The organism is Klebsiella sp. C360, from assembly GCF_048822415.1.
Classification (GTDB): domain Bacteria; phylum Pseudomonadota; class Gammaproteobacteria; order Enterobacterales; family Enterobacteriaceae; genus Klebsiella; species Klebsiella quasipneumoniae.
This window is the reverse complement of the sequence record NZ_JBMEZZ010000004.1, coordinates 488,731-506,609: the sequence shown is the minus strand read 5'-3', so window position 1 is coordinate 506,609 and position 17,879 is coordinate 488,731. Positions and strand designations below refer to the sequence as shown.

The 17,879-nt window shown below is 56.5% G+C and carries 19 protein-coding genes; 4 read left to right on the top strand and 15 right to left on the bottom strand.

The window, feature by feature from the left end; genetic code table 11:
- Positions 1 to 84: 84 nt before the first annotated feature.
- The 4 genes from yrbN (at position 85) to ACOI7D_RS14410 (ending at position 4,520) form a co-directional block, all read left to right on the top strand.
- The gene (gene yrbN / locus ACOI7D_RS14425; RefSeq protein ID WP_085903200.1) at positions 85 to 165 is read left to right on the top strand and encodes a protein YrbN; all 81 of its coding nucleotides are present in this window, start codon (positions 85 to 87) and stop codon (positions 163 to 165) included.
- Positions 158 to 2,089, top strand: a complete 1,932-nt coding sequence (deaD, locus tag ACOI7D_RS14420; RefSeq protein WP_023291114.1) for an ATP-dependent RNA helicase DeaD — start codon at positions 158 to 160, stop codon at positions 2,087 to 2,089. The genes yrbN and deaD overlap by 8 nt, the downstream gene beginning before the upstream one ends.
- Before the next feature lie 143 nt (positions 2,090 to 2,232).
- Positions 2,233 to 3,477, top strand: coding sequence for a tryptophan permease (mtr, locus tag ACOI7D_RS14415; protein WP_109546873.1), 1,245 nt, complete (start codon positions 2,233 to 2,235; stop codon positions 3,475 to 3,477).
- Between the two features lie 101 nt (positions 3,478 to 3,578).
- Positions 3,579 to 4,520 carry a LysR family transcriptional regulator gene (locus ACOI7D_RS14410; RefSeq protein ID WP_109546874.1) on the top strand — a complete coding sequence of 314 codons (942 nt, stop codon included), beginning with the start codon at positions 3,579 to 3,581 and terminating at the stop codon, positions 4,518 to 4,520.
- On the opposite strand, the gene ACOI7D_RS14405 is transcribed toward ACOI7D_RS14410, so the two are convergent.
- The 15 genes from ACOI7D_RS14405 to ubiU form a co-directional block, all read right to left on the bottom strand.
- Complete coding sequence (locus tag ACOI7D_RS14405) at positions 4,483 to 4,914, bottom strand: HutP family protein (protein ID WP_048298431.1); 432 nt, start codon at positions 4,912 to 4,914, stop codon at positions 4,483 to 4,485. The genes ACOI7D_RS14410 and ACOI7D_RS14405 overlap by 38 nt on opposite strands.
- Positions 4,915 to 4,958: 44 nt before the next feature.
- Positions 4,959 to 5,729 carry a malonate transporter subunit MadM gene (madM, locus tag ACOI7D_RS14400; protein ID WP_048298429.1) on the bottom strand — a complete coding sequence of 257 codons (771 nt, stop codon included), beginning with the start codon at positions 5,727 to 5,729 and terminating at the stop codon, positions 4,959 to 4,961.
- A gap of 19 nt (positions 5,730 to 5,748) precedes the next feature.
- Positions 5,749 to 6,129, bottom strand: a complete 381-nt coding sequence (madL, locus tag ACOI7D_RS14395; protein WP_065805108.1) for a malonate transporter subunit MadL — start codon at positions 6,127 to 6,129, stop codon at positions 5,749 to 5,751.
- A 245-nt stretch (positions 6,130 to 6,374) separates the two neighbouring features.
- Positions 6,375 to 6,593: an acetyl-CoA carboxylase biotin carboxyl carrier protein subunit gene (locus ACOI7D_RS14390; protein WP_109546875.1), complete on the bottom strand. Its 219-nt coding sequence runs from the start codon at positions 6,591 to 6,593 to the stop codon at positions 6,375 to 6,377.
- Position 6,594: 1 nt separating this feature from the next.
- On the bottom strand, positions 6,595 to 7,299 hold the full coding sequence (mdcG, locus tag ACOI7D_RS14385) for a malonate decarboxylase holo-[acyl-carrier-protein] synthase (RefSeq protein WP_109546876.1): 705 nt from the start codon (positions 7,297 to 7,299) through the stop codon (positions 6,595 to 6,597).
- Positions 7,296 to 8,399, bottom strand: coding sequence for an acyl carrier protein (locus ACOI7D_RS14380; RefSeq protein WP_109546877.1), 1,104 nt, complete (start codon positions 8,397 to 8,399; stop codon positions 7,296 to 7,298). Before ACOI7D_RS14380 ends, mdcG begins: the two co-directional genes overlap by 4 nt.
- Positions 8,400 to 8,415: 16 nt before the next feature.
- Positions 8,416 to 9,297 (bottom strand): biotin-independent malonate decarboxylase subunit gamma, encoded by an 882-nt coding sequence (gene mdcE, locus ACOI7D_RS14375; RefSeq protein ID WP_048298419.1) that lies wholly within the window; start codon positions 9,295 to 9,297, stop codon positions 8,416 to 8,418.
- Positions 9,297 to 10,226 carry a biotin-independent malonate decarboxylase subunit beta gene (locus ACOI7D_RS14370; RefSeq protein WP_048298417.1) on the bottom strand — a complete coding sequence of 310 codons (930 nt, stop codon included), beginning with the start codon at positions 10,224 to 10,226 and terminating at the stop codon, positions 9,297 to 9,299. Before ACOI7D_RS14370 ends, mdcE begins: the two co-directional genes overlap by 1 nt.
- Positions 10,219 to 10,551, bottom strand: coding sequence for a malonate decarboxylase acyl carrier protein (gene mdcC, locus ACOI7D_RS14365; RefSeq protein ID WP_053067538.1), 333 nt, complete (start codon positions 10,549 to 10,551; stop codon positions 10,219 to 10,221). Before mdcC ends, ACOI7D_RS14370 begins: the two co-directional genes overlap by 8 nt.
- Positions 10,552 to 10,562: 11 nt before the next feature.
- Complete coding sequence (gene mdcA, locus ACOI7D_RS14360) at positions 10,563 to 12,230, bottom strand: malonate decarboxylase subunit alpha (protein ID WP_109546878.1); 1,668 nt, start codon at positions 12,228 to 12,230, stop codon at positions 10,563 to 10,565.
- Between the two features lie 12 nt (positions 12,231 to 12,242).
- A complete protein-coding gene (madB, locus tag ACOI7D_RS14355) occupies positions 12,243 to 13,451 on the bottom strand; it encodes a Na+-transporting malonate decarboxylase, carboxybiotin decarboxylase subunit (protein ID WP_048298414.1) in 1,209 nt (402 codons plus the stop codon).
- Positions 13,452 to 13,618: 167 nt separating this feature from the next.
- Positions 13,619 to 14,497 (bottom strand): triphosphoribosyl-dephospho-CoA synthase CitG, encoded by an 879-nt coding sequence (gene citG, locus ACOI7D_RS14350; RefSeq protein ID WP_048298412.1) that lies wholly within the window; start codon positions 14,495 to 14,497, stop codon positions 13,619 to 13,621.
- A 203-nt stretch (positions 14,498 to 14,700) separates the two neighbouring features.
- Positions 14,701 to 15,708: a luciferase-like monooxygenase gene (locus ACOI7D_RS14345; protein WP_109546879.1), complete on the bottom strand. Its 1,008-nt coding sequence runs from the start codon at positions 15,706 to 15,708 to the stop codon at positions 14,701 to 14,703.
- Positions 15,709 to 15,851: 143 nt separating this feature from the next.
- Positions 15,852 to 16,730, bottom strand: a complete 879-nt coding sequence (locus ACOI7D_RS14340; RefSeq protein WP_023291112.1) for a U32 family peptidase — start codon at positions 16,728 to 16,730, stop codon at positions 15,852 to 15,854.
- Positions 16,731 to 16,735: 5 nt separating this feature from the next.
- Complete coding sequence (ubiU, locus tag ACOI7D_RS14335; RefSeq protein ID WP_109546880.1) at positions 16,736 to 17,731, bottom strand: ubiquinone anaerobic biosynthesis protein UbiU; 996 nt, start codon at positions 17,729 to 17,731, stop codon at positions 16,736 to 16,738.
- Positions 17,732 to 17,879 lie beyond the last annotated feature (148 nt).

The window sequence follows — 17,879 nt, the reverse complement described above, 5'->3', positions numbered from 1 at the left end:
TAGTTTTTTGCTTGCCATCACCTTCGCGGGTGAGGGCGTTGTTGTTCGTTAATACACCTACTTTGAGCCGGTTCACACTTTTCAATGAAAATTACCGTAAATTTTCACGATGAGTTATGTAGACTGGCCGCCATTAATTTTGAGGCACACGTACTACATGGCTGAATTCGAAACCACTTTTGCAGATCTGGGCCTGAAGGCTCCTATCCTTGAAGCGCTTACCGATCTGGGTTACGAAAAACCATCTCCGATCCAGGCTGAGTGCATTCCGCATCTGCTGGACGGCCGCGACGTTCTGGGTATGGCCCAGACCGGTAGCGGTAAAACCGCAGCGTTCTCTTTACCGCTGCTGAACAACATCGATCCTGAGCTGAGAGCACCACAGATCCTGGTGCTGGCGCCGACCCGCGAGCTGGCGGTACAGGTTGCTGAAGCAATGACGGAATTCTCTAAACATATGCGCGGCGTAAACGTGGTTGCCCTGTACGGCGGCCAGCGTTATGACGTGCAGCTGCGCGCCCTGCGTCAGGGTCCGCAGATCGTAGTCGGTACCCCGGGTCGTCTGCTGGACCACCTGAAGCGCGGCACCCTGGACCTCTCTAAACTGAGCGGCCTGGTACTGGATGAAGCAGATGAAATGCTGCGCATGGGCTTTATCGAAGACGTAGAAACCATTATGGCGCAGATCCCGGAAGGGCATCAGACCGCGCTGTTCTCCGCCACCATGCCGGAAGCGATCCGTCGCATTACCCGCCGCTTTATGAAAGAGCCGCAGGAAGTGCGTATTCAGTCCAGCGTGACGACTCGTCCGGACATCAGCCAGAGCTACTGGACTGCCTACGGCATGCGTAAAAACGAAGCGCTGGTGCGTTTCCTGGAAGCGGAAGATTTTGATGCGGCGATTATCTTCGTCCGTACCAAAAACGCGACCCTGGAAGTGGCTGAAGCGCTGGAGCGTAACGGCTACAACAGCGCGGCGCTGAACGGCGACATGAACCAGGCGCTGCGTGAGCAGACCCTGGAGCGTCTGAAAGACGGTCGTCTGGATATCCTGATTGCAACTGACGTTGCAGCCCGTGGTCTGGACGTTGAGCGTATCAGCCTGGTGGTGAACTACGACATCCCGATGGATTCCGAGTCTTACGTTCACCGTATCGGCCGTACCGGTCGTGCGGGCCGCGCCGGCCGCGCGCTGCTGTTCGTTGAGAACCGCGAGCGTCGTCTGCTGCGCAACATCGAACGTACGATGAAGCTGACCATTCCGGAAGTTGAACTGCCGAACGCAGAGCTGCTGAGCAAACGTCGTCTGGAAAAATTCGCCGCGAAAGTCCAGCAACAGCTGGAAAGCAGCGATCTGGACCAGTACCGTGCGCTGCTGGCGAAAATCCAGCCGACGGCGGAAGGCGAAGAGCTGGACGTGGAAACGCTGGCTGCTGCGCTGCTGAAAATGGCCCAGGGCGAACGCTCGCTGATCGTGCCGCCGGATGCGCCGATGCGTCCGCGTCGTGAGTTCCGTGACCGTGACGATCGCTTCGAGCGTCGTGGCGACCGCAACGACCGCGCTCCGCGTGGCGATCGCGAAGATCGTCCGAAACGTGAGCGTCGTGACGTAGGCGATATGGAACTGTATCGCATTGAAGTGGGTCGCGATGACGGTGTTGAAGTACGTCATATCGTTGGCGCGATCGCTAACGAAGGCGATATCAGCAGCCGTTACATCGGTAACATCAAGCTGTTCGCTTCTCACTCCACCATCGAACTGCCGAAAGGGATGCCGGGCGAAGTGCTGCAGCACTTTACTCGTACCCGCATCCTGAACAAGCCGATGAACATGCAGCTGCTGGGCGATGCGCAGCCGCGCACCGAACGTCGTGGCGGCGGTGAACGTCGTGAAGGCGGTCGTAGCTTCGGCGGTGAGCGTCGTGAAGGCGGTCGTGGCTTCGGTGGCGAGCGTCGTGAAGGTGGTCGTGGTGATGGTCGTCGTTTCAGCGGCGAACGTCGTGAAGGCCGTGCGCCGCGTCGTGACGATGCATCCGCGCCGCGCCGCGATGACTCTGCCGGTCGCCGTCGCTTCGGTGGCGATGCGTAATTAACGCAGCCCGCTAGCGTAAACTAAATAATACAGCCCCGATCGTCATGATTGGGGCTTTTTTTATTTCTTTTGTACTCGTGTACTGGTACAGTGCGTCACACCCATCGTGGGAAAGTATTTTTGACTGGAGATTTCGGTAAATGGTGACACTAACCACTACGGCAACCCGTCCGTCCCTGTTTGGCGGCGTGGTGATCATCGGCGGCACGATTATCGGCGCGGGCATGTTCTCGCTGCCGGTGGTGATGTCCGGCGCGTGGTTTTTCTGGTCGCTGGCGGCGCTGGTCTTCACCTGGTTCTGCATGTTGCACTCCGGTCTGATGATCCTCGAGGCCAACCTTAACTACCGGATCGGCTCCAGCTTCGACACCATTACCAAAGATCTGCTCGGTAAGGGCTGGAACCTGGTCAACGGCGTGTCGATCGCCTTTGTGCTGTATATTCTGACCTACGCCTATATTTCAGCCAGCGGCTCGATACTGCATCATACGTTTAGCGAGATGTCGCTGAACGTACCGGCGCGGGCGGCGGGTTTTGGCTTTGCGCTGCTGGTGGCATTTATCGTCTGGATGAGCACCAAAGCGGTGAGCCGCATGACGGCTATCGTGCTTGGCGCCAAGGTGATCACGTTCTTCCTGACCTTCGGCAGTCTGCTGGGGCACGTCGAGCCGACGACGCTGTTTAACGTCGCGGAAAAGAACGCCTCCTATGCGCCATACCTGCTGATGACGCTGCCGTTCTGCCTGGCCTCGTTTGGCTACCACGGCAACGTGCCGAGCCTGATGAAATACTACGGAAAAGATCCACGTACCATCATCCGCTGCTTAACCTACGGTACGTTGCTGGCGCTGGGTCTGTACGTGGTCTGGCTGCTGGTGACGATGGGCAATATCCCGCGCCCGCAGTTTATCGACATCGCGCAGAAGGGCGGCAACATTGATGTGCTGGTGCAGGCCCTGAGCGGGGTGCTGAACAGCCGGAGCCTGGATCTGCTGCTGGTGGTGTTCTCTAACTTTGCCGTCGCCAGCTCGTTCCTTGGCGTCACGCTGGGGCTGTTCGACTACCTTGCGGATCTGTTTGGCTTTGACGACAGCGCGCTGGGGCGCTTTAAAACTGCGCTGCTGACCTTTATTCCGCCGATGATTGGCGGGTTGGTGAAACCCGATGGCTTCCTCTACGCCATCGGCTATGCCGGCCTGGCGGCGACGATCTGGGCGGCGATTGTACCGGCGCTGCTGGCTCGCGCCTCGCGTAAACGCTTCGGCAGCCCACAGTTCCGCGTATGGGGCGGAACACCGATGATTGTGCTGATCCTGCTGTTTGGCCTGGGCAATGCGGTCGTGCACATTCTGTCGAGCGTTAATCTGCTGCCGGTTTACCAGTAATTTTAATTTACCTGAGCCAGAATTACCGATCTGGCTCAATATATATTTTCCAGCATTCTCTTATTATCATGAAAGGTCATTTTAAATAAGGGAATGTTTATATGCCTGAGCAAGACATCACTTTGCGCAAACTGGAAATTTTCCTTGGATATATGGAAACTATGAATATTTCTAAGGCAGCAGAGAATATGAGAATATCTCCGGTCAGTGTACACCGCGCTATTCATTCTCTGGAAGATAATCTACGCTGTGCTCTTTTTACGCATAATGGCCGAAATTTACAGCCATGTCCCGCTGCCTGGGTGATGCAAAAGCATGCCAAAGAAGTGATGGATGCCATGGACCGCTGTGTTTACCTGACGCGAGAAGCTTCAGGATATCACTCTCCGGCATTACGCTTAGGTCTGCTCTATTCATTGGTGCTGAAAACGGCGCCGCAGATTGTTCAGGGGCTGAAAAATCGTCGCCCGGAACTTTCTATAGAATTTATTATGAACTCTAATAAAGTTTTATTAGAAGCTTTAAATGCAGGAAGTATTGATGCGGCATTAATTTCAACACCCGATGAGTATAATTATCATTTATTTGAAACCTGGACGATATTTTCCGATTCGATTTATTTAGCTGTTCCTGTACAGGATGCGGATACTCTATCAGTACCCGTTGACCTTTCCCTACTGCAGAGTAAAAAGTTTATCGCCCTGAGTGAGGGGTTCGCCACCTGGAGAGGTTTCCAGCAAGCGTTTCGTATCGCTGGATTTGAACCTGACATTGCGCTGCGGGTGCATGATATTTTTTCGTTGATGAGCATGGTGAATGCCGGAGTGGGTTACACGCTTATTCCCGGGCGCATGCGCGGGCTTTTTCGTAGCGGCATACGCCTGCTGCCTTTGCAGGAGGCCTATCGTATGGAGCAGGAGATATCGCTTGTTTTTCCCCGTAGTCAGGAAAATCATCCTGGACTGCTATCTCTTCTCGCTGAATGTCGTATGTATGCCAGGCAACTTATGCTGGAGAATAACGATGTAGACAAAGCCCCATGATTTCCTGGGTCATTCGCTGATAAACCTGGGCTTCGCCGTACATAGCAACGGCGAGCCACCGGGTGGTGCTGACTAAGGCGATTTTCATGCGGATATGATCATCGCAGATGGTATTCGTTAACGCGTGGGTCAGCGCCTGGCGGCTGAGTGAGCATAAGGTGAAAATGGCCGGCTCCTGCCTGGTGATGATTTGATTCTTCAACGCACAGCCGATGACGCAGCGCTGCAGTTTGTTTCGCAGTTCGTCGGAGGTGCCGCTGATAAACGCAAAGCCGATTCGGTGTTCGGGTTTATCGGCCAGTAGCTTTTGCCGAAAAATCTCCTCTTCCTCCTGCGTGCACAGTGAGGCCTGCATCGCAATTTGCCCGGGCTTCATACGTTGAAATGAATACATAAGTCTCCCTGGCACCTGTTGCATAAAACAACAGGCGCATGCGGTTAAAAGAACGGGGATAAAGAGAGATAGAGCGCAGAGGGTGCCAGCAGACAGCCCAGGCCGGTATAGAAGGTGGCTGTCATTGCGCCATAAGGGACAAGTTTCGGATCAGTCGCCGCCAGCCCTGCCGCCACGCCGCTGGTGGAACCCATCAGCCCGCCGTAGACAATGGCTGCAGCGGGAGAGTTCAGTCCGGCGGGTTTGGCCACCAGCGGCGTGACAATCATGATGGCGATAGATTTAATCACCCCGGCAGCGATACTGAGCGCGATAACATCCGAGCTTGCGCCAAGCGCTGCACCGGTAACCGGGCCGACAATAAAGGTCACCGCGCCGCCGCCGATAGTCGCCATGCTGACCGCATCGGTATAGCCGAAGGCCCAGGCAACCATCGCTCCCAGGTAGAAGGAGAGCACGGTAGAGACGACCAGCGCCAGCGCGCCCGCGAGGCCCGCTTTTTTCAGCTCGTCAAGCTTCACGCCAAAGGCGGTGGCGATAATGGCAAAATCACGGAACATGCCGCCGCCCATCAGCGCAATACCGCTAAAAAGCGTGATGTCGGAAAGCCCTTTTTTGCCGCCGGTGAGTTCGCCGCCGAGCCAGGCCAGCAGCAGGCCCGCGGCAATGGCGATCGCCGAGCTGTGAATTTTACCGCGAAAGACGTGGGTCGAGAGCCAGGCCGCGACCCAGCATACAATGCCAACCACCACAAAAGCGGTGATCAGGGCATTGCTGGTGAAGTTACTGGTAAGAATCTTTGTAAATTGTTCCATTCTTTATGCTCTCCACCGGTTAGTCTGCTGAACGTGCCATCGTGCTTTTGCTGCCGATTTTGCTCAATGGTTTAATCAGCAGAAAACCAATCACGACAGCGCCAAGGCCAGCAATAAGCGCCGCCGGGCCCCCTTTGAGCGCGGCCACAACGTTCTGGTTCGCGGACATGGCGACAACAATAGGGATATACATCGCGTTCCAGAATCCCACTCCCTGTTCGGCAGGTTTAGACAACAGTCCCTTATCCGTCAGCTTCTGGGAAATAACGACTAAAAACAGCATGGCAAAGCCGACGCCGCCGATATTGGCGGAAATTCCAAGCAGCAAGCCCAAAAGATCGCCGACAATTAACCCGGCGAACATGCATAATCCCATTAACATCAATCCGTAAATAATCATGATGTCTCTCTTTCTATAACCATACTAAAAGCATAAGAGGCTACCCGAACCGGGAAATGACAATAAAATAAGACAAGGGCTTTTAGCACAGTATGTTTTTATGATGCGGGCAGTCAACAGTAAAATTATACGTACAGACCTTGCTTGTCATATCAGCGAAATATTTATCGCTGATATGATTCAGGCATGTGGTTATATCACAAAGGAATGCCGCACTATTTATTTAGTATTAAAAATGTGACGATTTACTCAACGGTAATTTCGAATAAGACCTTGCCCGGGTTTACGCGATCGCCTGCGTTCACCGCCAGTGACTTTAATACGCCAGCCTCCGGCGAGGCGACAGGCATTTTCATTTTCATGGCTTCAAGAATAACAACCGTCTGGCCTTTTTCAATTTTATCGCCCACTGCAGCTTTAACTTCATCGACAACACCCGGTACTTTTGATTTGACTTCAGACATATTAATTTCCTTTAATATATTTCATTGAAAGATGTTTTATTAAACCGGCGACATCATGTCGCGTCATTAATCCGACATCGGTCTCGCCTTTAGCCAGCAGGGTCAGACTCCCGCTAAACCACTCTTGGATATTGATAGAAAAACCGTTGGGTAAATTAATTTCCCCATCAATACGCACTGAATATTGCTGAGCAATATCAGTCAGAAAAGAGTAACAATCGCTTAACGCCATTTCGTGCCAGGGCGTAATGCGGATATCTAAATCGGAGCGACTGTCCGTCCATAGCCAGGGCGTCGCCATCTCCAGCGCCACCGACCCCCACACGCCGAGCCCGGTTTCCGGCCCGCGCCATGCCTGACGCAGGGCGCTAAAGGCACGTATCGCGCTGGTACGGCTGACGGCAGGCAGGGTGGCCGTTTGCTCCGGCGTTGACACGCGCGTGACGGCCTGTAATGAAGCCACCGTCGCCAGCCGTAAACGCTGCCCTTTCCAGCGCTGCGGAAAGCAAAATCCCAGGGAAATATTCACTTCATCATGGATGCCTCTGCGCACAATGCCGGGGAGATATCCGGAGAGCAGATAGTCACGCGCCTCTTCCCGCAATGAGGCGGGGAGGGTGCTAAACGCGCCGTTCAACTGCCTCGCAATCAGCCGCAGCGCAGCGCTGTCCAGCCAGCACAGAGTATGGCGTTGCAGGGCGCTCATCGCTGCTTGCTCCATGCCGGATCGTTTTTCGCCTGTTGCTGTAAATCCCGCTGCGCCGCAAGTATGGCGTCAAACTGCTCGGTGGCCTGCGGACCGATAATATCGACCGGCGCGGTTTTTGCCGCTTCCTCCCCCGGGACCGTAACGGGGTAGAGGCGGATATGGGTGGCGCTGGCCTGGGTTTGTAGCTGCGCGCTGACCCGGCAAACACGCCCCTTGATACGTAAAATCGTCCGTGCCGTCCGCTCCACAATTTCCCGGTGATGGGCGGTAGTCGCCATCACCACCATGTCATATTCCGGCGTGGTGCGCTGACGCTTCCAGGTCTGGATTTTGCCCTGCGGATTACACAGATGGCCGTTGGTCGCAACGGGAAAGCTGTCGCCGGTCGGCAGACCGCCAACGATCACCTCCCGCCAGTCACCGCCCTGCGGCGCGGCGACTAGGGAGATATCGTCCCGAACCGGCAGGCCGTCCAGTATCAGCCAGCCGAACTCCTGGCAACCGTAGACGTCATGCAGCGCATAGCCCAGCGAAGCGCACAGTGGAACCAGCGCTTCATCAAGGGGCGTGCCTGCGGTAATCAGCGTCAGCGTTTTGGGTAAATACGCCTGCAGGTTCATCTTTAGCGCCTGTTCGAGCGTCGCGCGTAAAAATGAGGACTCTCCCACCACCACGTCCGGCTGCTGGCGACAAAGGGCAATCAGCAGCGCGTCCCGGCAGGAGCGGGATAAAAAAGACCAGTGTAGACCGCTCTCGTCCAGCGCCTGACGCGTGAATACATTCACCAGCGGCGCGTAGGTCACCACCATATGCTGCCCGGCGGTTACGCCGCATTCCGCCAGCACACGCTTACCCGCCGCGCTACGCAACGGCAGTTCATTCCGCGTTACGCCGACGATGTTTTGAAATGCGCTGCTGCCGGTGGTAAAGGTAACCAGCGCCAGGTTCAACGGCGTGTGGATCTCCTCGAGAACGTGAGCCGCCGTGGGGCCAGCGATGCCTTTATCGTTCAGCGTGCGATGCGGCATCTCCGTTAACGTGGGGATACCCTGCTGGGCGTCAACCAGCCATTCGAGTGTGGCGATGGGATCGTTCATAGCGCGTACTCCAGAATCAGGCCGGTTGATACCGCGCCGCGACCGCCCGATACTCCTCGCGCATCTGTGCCAGAATCACGTTGCGCATTTTTCTGCCGCCGCGCTCTTCGCCTGCCATCCCACGCCCCTGCGGGCCTGTCGCCGTCACGCCAGCCGCCAGTTTCTGCTGGCGCACTTCTGCGATATGGAGAACGATCGCCGCTTTCATCTCCGGGATCGCCTTGATCAGCGCTTCCACCCCGCCCAACTGCCAGAAGAACTCCGGCCCGGCCGCGAAGACCGGATTGGTTCGGGAAAGCTCGCTCAGACGCTCCACGTCCTGGCGGGTAATACGCGCGATACTGCTCAGCGGCATTACATGGATCATGGTGCCAAATTCCGATGTCAGGCTCAGGATATGGTCGGCCTGTAAACCGTGGCAGAGAAACGCGCCGCTAATGGCGCGACCGATGACCATCGCGATAATCGGGTGTCCGACATGGCGCGCCTCAGCCAGCGCCAGCTGATAGGCTCCGGTGGCTTTATTCATACCGATGATCTCTTCCAGCTTGCCCGGCCCGTTGCCGGGAGTGTCGACGATCAGCACCAGCGGACGTTTCTCGCCGACGGGCTTATCTTTATCCATCGCCAGCGTGCGATAGACCGCCAGCGCCATTTTGTAACCCTCTTCCAGCCCGATAACCCCGGCGTACACCACCGGAAAGCGCGGGTTAAAGGTCATGGCGTCGTTAGCAATAACGGTGCAGACTTCACCGCTAATGCGGGCGCTGCCGATGACGGCGCCGGGACCGTAATCCTCATAAGGCAGCTTGAGATCCGCCAGCGCGTTCTCTTCGAAGCTGTTTTCGTCAACAATCAGATCGATAGCGGCGCGGCCCTGGCCGAGTAAATTTTCCATTATGCTTCCTCCACCGGCAGGCGTTTAACGTTGCTCAGGAACGTCTCCAGATCCATATCCACCAGCGACTGGGGCGCGGTATTGCCCGCCATCGCCCAGACATCCCGCGCGTCTGACGGCGCTGACTCGCTGATTTTTTGCGTGAGCGCCATCTGGGCGCGTACTTTCGCTTCGCTGCCGATGCGGCGCATGGCTTCAATCTGCGGCCAGTCCAGGTCGGCAATCAGCGCGGCCTGCTGGTGGAAGGCTTCGAGCGAGTCGGCAATCAGGTAGTTACAGTCCCCGACGATGTACTTATGCTTACCGCCGGTGGTGCGGAACACCAGCGCGCGGTCCGAGGCGTCAAACTCGCTGCGGCCCATCTCCTGTTCGATGACCTCAGGCCCGGTCAGCCCCAGGCGGCCCGATTCGCTCATCACGATGACGTCGGTGGCGGCGGCGACAAAACCCATCCCGCCAAAGCAGCCGATCTTGCTGCCGATCATCGCCACGACCGGGACGCGACCGCGCAGGGTTTGCAGCATGTCCATACACTCGGCGTGGGCCAGCAGTCCGGCGTTAGCCTCATGCAGGCGCACGCCGCCGGTTTCAAAAGCGATGAGGACGATCGGGCGGCGGGCCGGGTCGGTGGTCTGCGCCGCCAGTTCGTCCGCCAGCATCAGCGCACCGACCATTTTTGCGCCGCCCACCTCGCCAACCGCACCGCCGATAAAACGCCCCTCCTGCGAGATGACAATGGCCGGGTGCTGGCCCAGCAGGCCGATGCCGGTAACGATGCCGTCGTCAAACTCCACGGCTTCATTGAGCACGGGCAGGTGAGGGCTGGTTCGCTTGTCCGCCGGGCCGATCAGTTCAGTAAAGGTACCTTTATCCACCAGCGAGCTGGCGCGAACGCGGGCGCTGGCTTCCAGAAAACGCAGATCATTCATGATGGGTTTCTCCCGGCATAGCCTGCTGTAACGCTTGCTGAATTCGTAACGCGACGACCGCAGGCGTGGCGTTGTTGTCATTGATGCTGACCTGCATGTTGCCCAGCGGTCCGTTTTCCAGAAACCGTTTCAGCACGATTTCCCAGATATGATCGAAACCGGTCACCGGCGTGCAGATGCTGACTTCAATACCGCCCGCCAGCGCTTTCGGCTCTAGCAGGACCTCCAGATCGCCGGAGCCAACAACGCCGCAGTGCACAGTTTGCGGCAGAGATGCTCTTTCGCGGGTGCCGCTGAAATGATGTGATATTTGATGTAGAGCCATGTCCTTTTCCCCTACCAGTTACGGAATCGAGCGGGCGGGTTATAGAGTCCGCCAGACCAGTCAACGAGATCGCGAATGCTTTTCGCCGCCAGCATCTGACGGTTGGCGCGGCGGCGGTCAATGCCTAAATCTTCCGGCGTTTTGACAATGCCTTCCTCACGCAGCTGTGCGGTCTGCGCCGAATCGGCGGCAAGGCCAATTCCGGTGTAGCCTGCCACGGCGCGAATGGCCGCCATGCGCTGTTCCAGCCCTTCGCAGCGGTGCAGATAGGCGATGCCCTCTTCGGTCAGTACGTGGGTGACGTCATCGGCGTACACCATGACCGGCGGCAGGGCGAGATTGGCTTTTTCCGCCAGTTCCCAGGCGTCCAGCTTGTCGACGAAAGCGGGCTGTCGCTTCTCGCGGAAGGTTTCCTGCATCTGCACCACCAGACGTTTGCCGCGTGGCATATCGCCAATCAGCTGCTGCTGGGTGGCGTTGAACTCTTCACCGCATTTCAGCCAGGATTGCGTTGCATGACGGCGGCCTTTGGCGTCGCAGCCCATATTCGGCGCGCCGCCAAAGCCCGAAACGCGGCTGGCGGTGGCGGTGCTGCTGTTTCCGTACTTATCGATCTGCAGCGTGCCGCCGATAAACATATCCAGCGCGTAGTGACCTGCAGCCTGGGCGAAGGCGCGGTTGGAGCGTAGCGTGCCGTCCTGGCCGATATAAAAGACGTCCGGGCGTTCGGCGACATATTTCTCCATGCCCAGTTCGCCGCCGAAGCAGTGCACCGACTGGATCCAGCCGCTTTCGATCGCTGGGATTAGCGTCGGATGCGGGTTGAGTACCATATGGGTACAGACTTTGCCTTTCAGCCCCAGTTCCTCGCCGTAGGTGGGCAGCAGCAGCTCAATGGCTGCGGTGAAGAAGCCAATGCCGTGGTTAATGCGCTCAACGCCGTATTCGGCATAGATACCTTTCAGCGCCATCATTGCCATCAGCACATGGGTGTCGGTAATAAGTCCCGGATCGCGGGTAAACAGCGGCTCGACGTAGAACGGGCGCGGCGCTTCAATCACCGCATTTACCCAGTCGCCGGGGATATCAACGCGCGGCACTTTATCGACAATCTTGTTGACCTGCGCGATCACAATTCCCTGGCGGAAGTGGGTGGCTTCGGTAATAACAGGCGTATCTTCGGTGTTAAAGCCGGTGTAGAGATTACCGTCTTTATCCGCTTCAAAGGCGGTGATTAGCGACACGCGCGGCGTGAGGTCGACAAAGTAGCGGCTGAACAGCTCCAGATAGGTGTGGATGGCCCCGAGCTTGATCTTACCGTCCTGGATCAGCTTCGCCAGGCGGCCATCCTGCGGCCCGGCATAGGCGAAATCGAGCTTTTCAGCGATGCTCTTTTCAAACAAATCCAGATGGCTGGACAACGGTACGGAAGACTGCACCATATGCAGGCCGTAGATTTTTTGCGGATCAAGCTGGCACAGGCATTCGGAGAGAAAATCCGCCTGTTTCTGGTTATTGCCCTCGATATTGACGCGGTCGAAGCTTCGAATAACGGCTTCCAGCACGGCGACTGTATCTTTAGCGTCGATAATTTTGCCGTCACGGAAATACGGCGCCAGCTGATTCAGGCGCTGTGCTGTATCGTCCTTAAGTTGATGCCAGTTGTGCTCTTTTAGCATGGGTTGACTCCATTAATTCAGCAGGAATAGCGTGGAGATAAAGATCCCGGTGGCGATAGCCGAGACGATCAGACCGCTCACACCCGCACCCATTGCCAGCGGCAGGATGATGGCGTAGGGGTTCTCATTGTTAACCTCTTTCTGCGCGATTTTTGCCGTCGTCGGCAGGCAAGAGACGCCCGCGATACCGATAGCCGGGTTATAACGCCCCTTCGAGATAAACCAGATAAACCAGCCGCCCAGTAGAGCGCCGACGGCGGAAATGGCCAGCGCGCCGATACCCAGGATCAGGATGATGGCAACTTTCGGGTCGAGAATAGTTTGCGCTTCGCACAGCGTGCCCAGCAGCAGACCGAGAAACAGCGTTGCGGTATAGGTCAGCGTGGATTCCAGTAATTTCTGGAACGGTTCGATCTCCGCCTCTTTAATAGCGATCCCGAGGAAGAACGAGAGGATCAGCGGCGCGGCGACCGGCAGCAGCAGGCACAACAGCAGGCAGGCGCAGACGGTAAAGATGAATTTCGCTTTCTTCGATACGGTGGGGTATTCAATTTCAACTTCCATGCCACGGTATTTTTTCGGTACCAGCAGACGCACCAGGTACGGATAACCGGCATAGGTCAGGCTCAGGTAGAGATAAGCGATAATGGCGATGGGGACGAACAGGTTCGGTGCCAGGATAAGGGAGGCAAAGAGCACCATCGGCCCATCTGCGCCGCCGATAGTGGCAATCGACGCGGCTTCGTTGGCGGGTAGGCCGAATACTTCAATACCCAGCAACAGCGCGGCGAAGGTTCCCGCCTCGGCGAACAGAGCGACAACAATGCTGGCCCAGGGGCGGAGCAGAATGAAGCTGATGTCGCTCATTGCGCCAATGCCGAAGAAAACGATACAGGCGATGAGGCCATTGCTAAAGGTGAAGTTATAGACCGGCTGCAGGAAGTTTACCTGCATCAGGTTTACCAGCTCGTTAGGCTCGCTGACCATCGGGTCGAGAATTAAGGTCCCGGTTTGTCCCCCCGCCAGAAACAGTACCCCGGCGTTAACCGCGATCATACCGAGGCCCATCGGCACCATAATTAACGGTTCAAGCTTACGGCGGAATCCCATCCAGGCTAATATAAAGCCAAGAACAATTAGCAGAAAACGTGCAATGGCTATTTTCGGATCTTCAATAAAAAAAGTGCCAATGCCCGAAAAGAGCTTAACAAAGATATCCATAACTATATTCCTGATGGCTAAGGTAAAATTCGAAAATTAATCGTCGGTGATATTTAATTTATTCATCATCTTGTTAACGCCAACAATGATGCCGACAACCGCAAATGAAATTACAATCGTTAAGCCATACGTTAATAAAGTATAAAAATAGATGTTCATAATCTTCCTTATGTCATATCTCCTTGCGGCTGGCAGCAAAGAAAATACATCGCCAGACACAGCGCTAATAAATCGGCCGAACCGCCAGGGCTGACCCACTTATCCAGGCACCATGAATTAAAATCAGCCAGCGCCTGCTCGATCGCAGGGTTAAACATTCCGCCCTGCGTCACCAGACGCCGAGCATATTGCTTCATTTCCGCCAGCGCCTGCTGGCCGCCACGAAACAGCACGGTAGTGTCATCGCAATGGGCCATTAAGGTGAGCAGCGTATGAATAAGCGCTTCCCGCCAGGCCAGCCCGTTGTCTAACGCCTGATGCAGCGCGGGTAAGCCAATCTGGCAAACCAGAGGGAAGCCTTGCTCTGCCTCGCCGCGCACGCCGGTAATTCCGAATCCGACATACAGTTTTTCACCGTGGGTTTGCGCCGGGCGTTCGGCAAGGGCGGCGAAATCCCGACGGCAAAGATCGCGGCAGAGTTCAGCGACGCACTGGCTTAAGGCGTGATAAGAGAGGGTTTCCCCGCGCCCGGAAAGCCATCCTGCCGCTGTCGCCAGAATCGCGCCGGAAAACAGAATGCCGCGCTGAGTATTAACCTGCTGTGTTGCCCGCAGCAGCGTATTTTCATAATGAATGCCAATGGCACGTATTCTTGTAAAGAGTTCCCCTGGCGAACCCTGATGATTTTCCCCGGCATAGGCGCAGGCGCTAAAACAGGGGGCAATAGCCGATGAACTGGTAATAAATAACCAGATATCCATATCTTTATGCGCCCCTTGTGAATGAGGTGTAACAAGGCCGGGCTTAGGCCAGGCGGAGACCTCCATTAACAGCGCTTTTAATAAGCACTCGCCGATCCACATAGCACGGGCAGTTGGTTGGCTCATGGGTATTCTCTTTTACCAGGTTCAGGTTTGAAAAATAAAACAGAGGAAAGCTAACACCGTTGTATGAGGGTGACAATTACTCCAGAGGTAATGTAATTACGCTCAACGTAATAAGGCGGGGGTTATGCGAAAATATGAATGAAGGCGATCACAAAATGGTTTAACGAGAGAAAAGAAATGCGGCAAAAATGCCGCATAGCTCACTAACCCAACAATTCCTCTTTCACCTGCATCGCTAAATCGAAAGAATGCAGGCGCGCCTGGTGGTCGAAGATCTGGCCATTGACCATGATTTCGTCCGCCTCGGTTTCCCGCAAAATCGACTCTAAGCCGTGGCGGACTTTGGTTTTATCACCCACCAGCGACATGCGCAGCGCCTGCTGCACGCCATACTGCTCGGACGCTGACCACAGCTGATGCATATTTTCCACCGGCGGCGGTAGCTGTCCGGTTTCGCCGCGACGTAGCTTCACAAACGCCTGCTGCATGGAAGTGAAGAGAAACTCCGCATCGCGGTTGCTGTCGGCGGCGATGATATTAATGCACACCATGGCATACGGTTTTTCCAGCCGCGCTGAGGGCGTAAAGTTGCTGCGATACAGGTGCAGGGCCTGGAACAGCATATCCGGCGCGAAGTGCGAAGCGAATGCGAACGGCAGGCCGAGCTGCGCCGCCAGCTGGGCGCTGTAGAGGCTTGAGCCCAGCAGCCACACCGGAATTCGTTCGCCATAGCCAGGAACCGGGCGCACGTGCGGGTTCGGTTCGCGGGCGTCAAACCAGTCCACCAGTTCCGCCACATCGCGCGGGAAGTTATCGACATCGCCGCTCATATGGCGACGCAGGGCGCGCATGGTGGGCTGATCGCTGCCCGGCGCGCGGCCAAGGCCGAGATCGATGCGTCCCGGGTAGAGCGTATTGAGCGTACCGAACTGCTCGGCAATCACCAGCGGAGAGTGGTTGGGCAGCATCACCCCGCCGGACCCCAGATGCAGGGTGGTGGTATTGGCTGCGAGATAGCCAATGAGCACCGAGGTCGCTGCGCTGGCAATGCCGACCATATTGTGGTGCTCCGCCAGCCAGTAGCGGTGATAGCCGCGCGATTCGGCCAGCCGGGCGAGATCCAGAGAGTGGGTAAAGGCTTCTTTAGCAGAAGATCCTTGCGGGATCGGCGCCAGATCGAGCACCGAGAACGGAACAGATTTGTCAGTCATAAAGGCTCACTTTGCTACAGCATCGTCATCAGATTGAAGGTCTTCTTCCAGCCTGGCGCATCCAGGACGCGCCAGCCAGAAAAGCTGCATCTTTAATAATGCATTAAAATCTGAGCACTGCTGTTAACAAAGTGAGCGGTTTATCAGGCCTGCAGCGCCAGCCCGGGCAGCCGTTTCCAGTAGCCGTTGCAATCGCTGTTGCCGGTGAGCGCCAGCGGCGCAGCGCCGTTTTCATTGGCGCGGAAGGCGTCGAGCATGGCGAAGGTCTCGTTGCCCATCGGCGACAGGCGCACCATATCCACCAGGCCGTGCATGGACGTCAGCTCATTGCCCAGGTTGTAGACATAGCCGCTCATGGTCTGGATACCGTTGAGCACGAACACCTGCTGGTTCTCCTGGGACAGCATGCTGCGCCCGGTTGGGTACTTGATGCAGCAGGTCTCGCACTCATCCTTTGGCCGATCTTCCGAGCGGGCGGTAAAGCAGCGGGCGGAATAAGCCAGCGGCAGATGGCCGTAGCTCAGCACTTCGACTTCAAACTGATTGCGAATACCCAGCTCTTCGCACTGGGTCAGTAAATTAGCCAGCCAGTCGCGGGAAAGCTCCACCGGCATGCACCAGCGCACCATACCTTGCTTAAGCAGCAGACGCAGAGTGACGGCGTTGTAGCAGTTCAGCGCATGCCCGGCGACGAACGGCAGCTTGCGTTCGGCGCAGAGGTTCACCACGCCCAAATCGCTGGCCTCAATCAGGAACTCACCGTTATCGACATAGCGCTTCAGCTCGCCCAGTTCAGAGGAGGCCTGCACCAGCGCGAGGGTAGACAGCACCACCTGCTTGCCGCTGCCGGCCAGCGCTTTCGCCATCTCGATCCAGTCGCCGACTTTGGTGGCGCGGCGTTTGCTGCACACCGCTTCGCCGAGATAAATGGTGTCGGCGCTGCAGTTTGCCGCCTGCTGGTAAAAATCTTCCAGCGTCTCTTTTGGCCAGTAGTAAAGCACCGGCCCTAATGAATATTTCATGTTTCTCACTGCCATTTACGGTGATAGGCGCCAAGGGTGGTTTGTGTCCCTTCGGACATGGAGCCAAGGGTTTCCATCCATGCGGATTGCGGCACGAAATTCTGCGGATCGGCTTTGCAGCGATCGATCGCCTGGCGCCAGACTTTCGCCACCTGGGTGACGTAGGCTGGGCTGCGCTGACGGCCTTCGATTTTCACTGAGGCGATATTGGCGGCCATCAGCTCCGGCAACAGTTCCAGAGTGTTGAGGCTGGTGGGCTCCTCCAGCGCGTGATAGCGCTCGCCATCGACCAGGTAGCGGCCTTTACACAACGTTGGGTAGCCCGCGTTTTCCCCATCCTGATAGCGGTCAATCAGCACCTCATTGAGACGCGATTCCAGCCCCTGCGGGGTTTGCTGCCAGCGAACGAAGCGCGCAGGCGAACAGGCGCCGACGGTGTTGGGCGATTCGCCGGTCAGGTAGGAAGAGAGATAGCAGCGGCCTTCCGCCATGATGCACAGGCTGCCGAAGGCGAAGACCTCCAGCGGCACCGGCGTGGCGCGGGCCAGCTGTTTCACCTGGTGAATAGATAACACCCGCGGCAGTACGACGCGCGCCACGTCGAAGTTGCGATGATAGAAGCGAATGGCCTCTTCATTGGTGGCGGAAGCCTGTACCGACACATGGCGTTCTATATGCGGATAGCGCTCCGCGGCGTACTCCAGCATGGCGATATCGGCCAGAATGAGCGCATTGGCGCCCAGCTGAGCCGCCATATCCACCGCGCGCTGCCAGCGGGCGTAGCCGTCGGGGTGGGCGAAGGTGTTGATGGCGATATGCAGCTTACGACGGTGCTGATGCACAAAGCTGACGGCTTCCTGCAGTTTCTTTTCGGTGAAATTAAGGCCGGCAAAGTGGCGGGCGTTGGTGTCATCTTTCAGCCCGATATAGACGGCATCGGCGCCGTTTTCGATGGCCGCCTTAAGCGCCGGAAGGTTACCGGCTGGGCAGAGCAGCTCCATAATTTTTCCTGAAAAATGCGGCCCGTCAGGGACGCTGAATGGTTAACGAGCAGGGATTTTAGTTAACCTTCTGGTGACAATTTTTGATTTGAGGCAGTTAAAAGTGTATTGGCGGCGCCAATAACTGGCTGCCGTCATCGCGTTTTTG

Coding starts and splice junctions, on each gene's coding strand:
- madB (WP_048298414.1), bottom strand. CDS start 13,451: ATGGATATCTTTGTTAAGCTCTTTTCGGGCATTGGCACTTTTTTTATT.
- ACOI7D_RS14390 (WP_109546875.1), bottom strand. CDS start 6,593: ATGTCTGAAGTCAAATCAAAAGTACCGGGTGTTGTCGATGAAGTTAAA.
- ACOI7D_RS14370 (WP_048298417.1), bottom strand. CDS start 10,226: ATGAATGATCTGCGTTTTCTGGAAGCCAGCGCCCGCGTTCGCGCCAGC.
- mdcG (WP_109546876.1), bottom strand. CDS start 7,299: ATGAGCGCCCTGCAACGCCATACTCTGTGCTGGCTGGACAGCGCTGCG.
- ACOI7D_RS14345 (WP_109546879.1), bottom strand. CDS start 15,708: ATGACTGACAAATCTGTTCCGTTCTCGGTGCTCGATCTGGCGCCGATC.
- ACOI7D_RS14380 (WP_109546877.1), bottom strand. CDS start 8,399: ATGAACGATCCCATCGCCACACTCGAATGGCTGGTTGACGCCCAGCAG.
- ACOI7D_RS14340 (WP_023291112.1), bottom strand. CDS start 16,730: ATGAAATATTCATTAGGGCCGGTGCTTTACTACTGGCCAAAAGAGACG.
- ACOI7D_RS14410 (WP_109546874.1), top strand. CDS start 3,579: ATGCCTGAGCAAGACATCACTTTGCGCAAACTGGAAATTTTCCTTGGA.
- mdcE (WP_048298419.1), bottom strand. CDS start 9,297: ATGGAAAATTTACTCGGCCAGGGCCGCGCCGCTATCGATCTGATTGTT.
- citG (WP_048298412.1), bottom strand. CDS start 14,497: ATGAGCCAACCAACTGCCCGTGCTATGTGGATCGGCGAGTGCTTATTA.
- mtr (WP_109546873.1), top strand. CDS start 2,233: ATGGTGACACTAACCACTACGGCAACCCGTCCGTCCCTGTTTGGCGGC.
- yrbN (WP_085903200.1), top strand. CDS start 85: ATGAAAATTACCGTAAATTTTCACGATGAGTTATGTAGACTGGCCGCC.
- ubiU (WP_109546880.1), bottom strand. CDS start 17,731: ATGGAGCTGCTCTGCCCAGCCGGTAACCTTCCGGCGCTTAAGGCGGCC.
- madL (WP_065805108.1), bottom strand. CDS start 6,129: ATGATTATTTACGGATTGATGTTAATGGGATTATGCATGTTCGCCGGG.
- ACOI7D_RS14405 (WP_048298431.1), bottom strand. CDS start 4,914: ATGTATTCATTTCAACGTATGAAGCCCGGGCAAATTGCGATGCAGGCC.
- madM (WP_048298429.1), bottom strand. CDS start 5,729: ATGGAACAATTTACAAAGATTCTTACCAGTAACTTCACCAGCAATGCC.
- mdcA (WP_109546878.1), bottom strand. CDS start 12,230: ATGCTAAAAGAGCACAACTGGCATCAACTTAAGGACGATACAGCACAG.
- mdcC (WP_053067538.1), bottom strand. CDS start 10,551: ATGGCTCTACATCAAATATCACATCATTTCAGCGGCACCCGCGAAAGA.
- deaD (WP_023291114.1), top strand. CDS start 158: ATGGCTGAATTCGAAACCACTTTTGCAGATCTGGGCCTGAAGGCTCCT.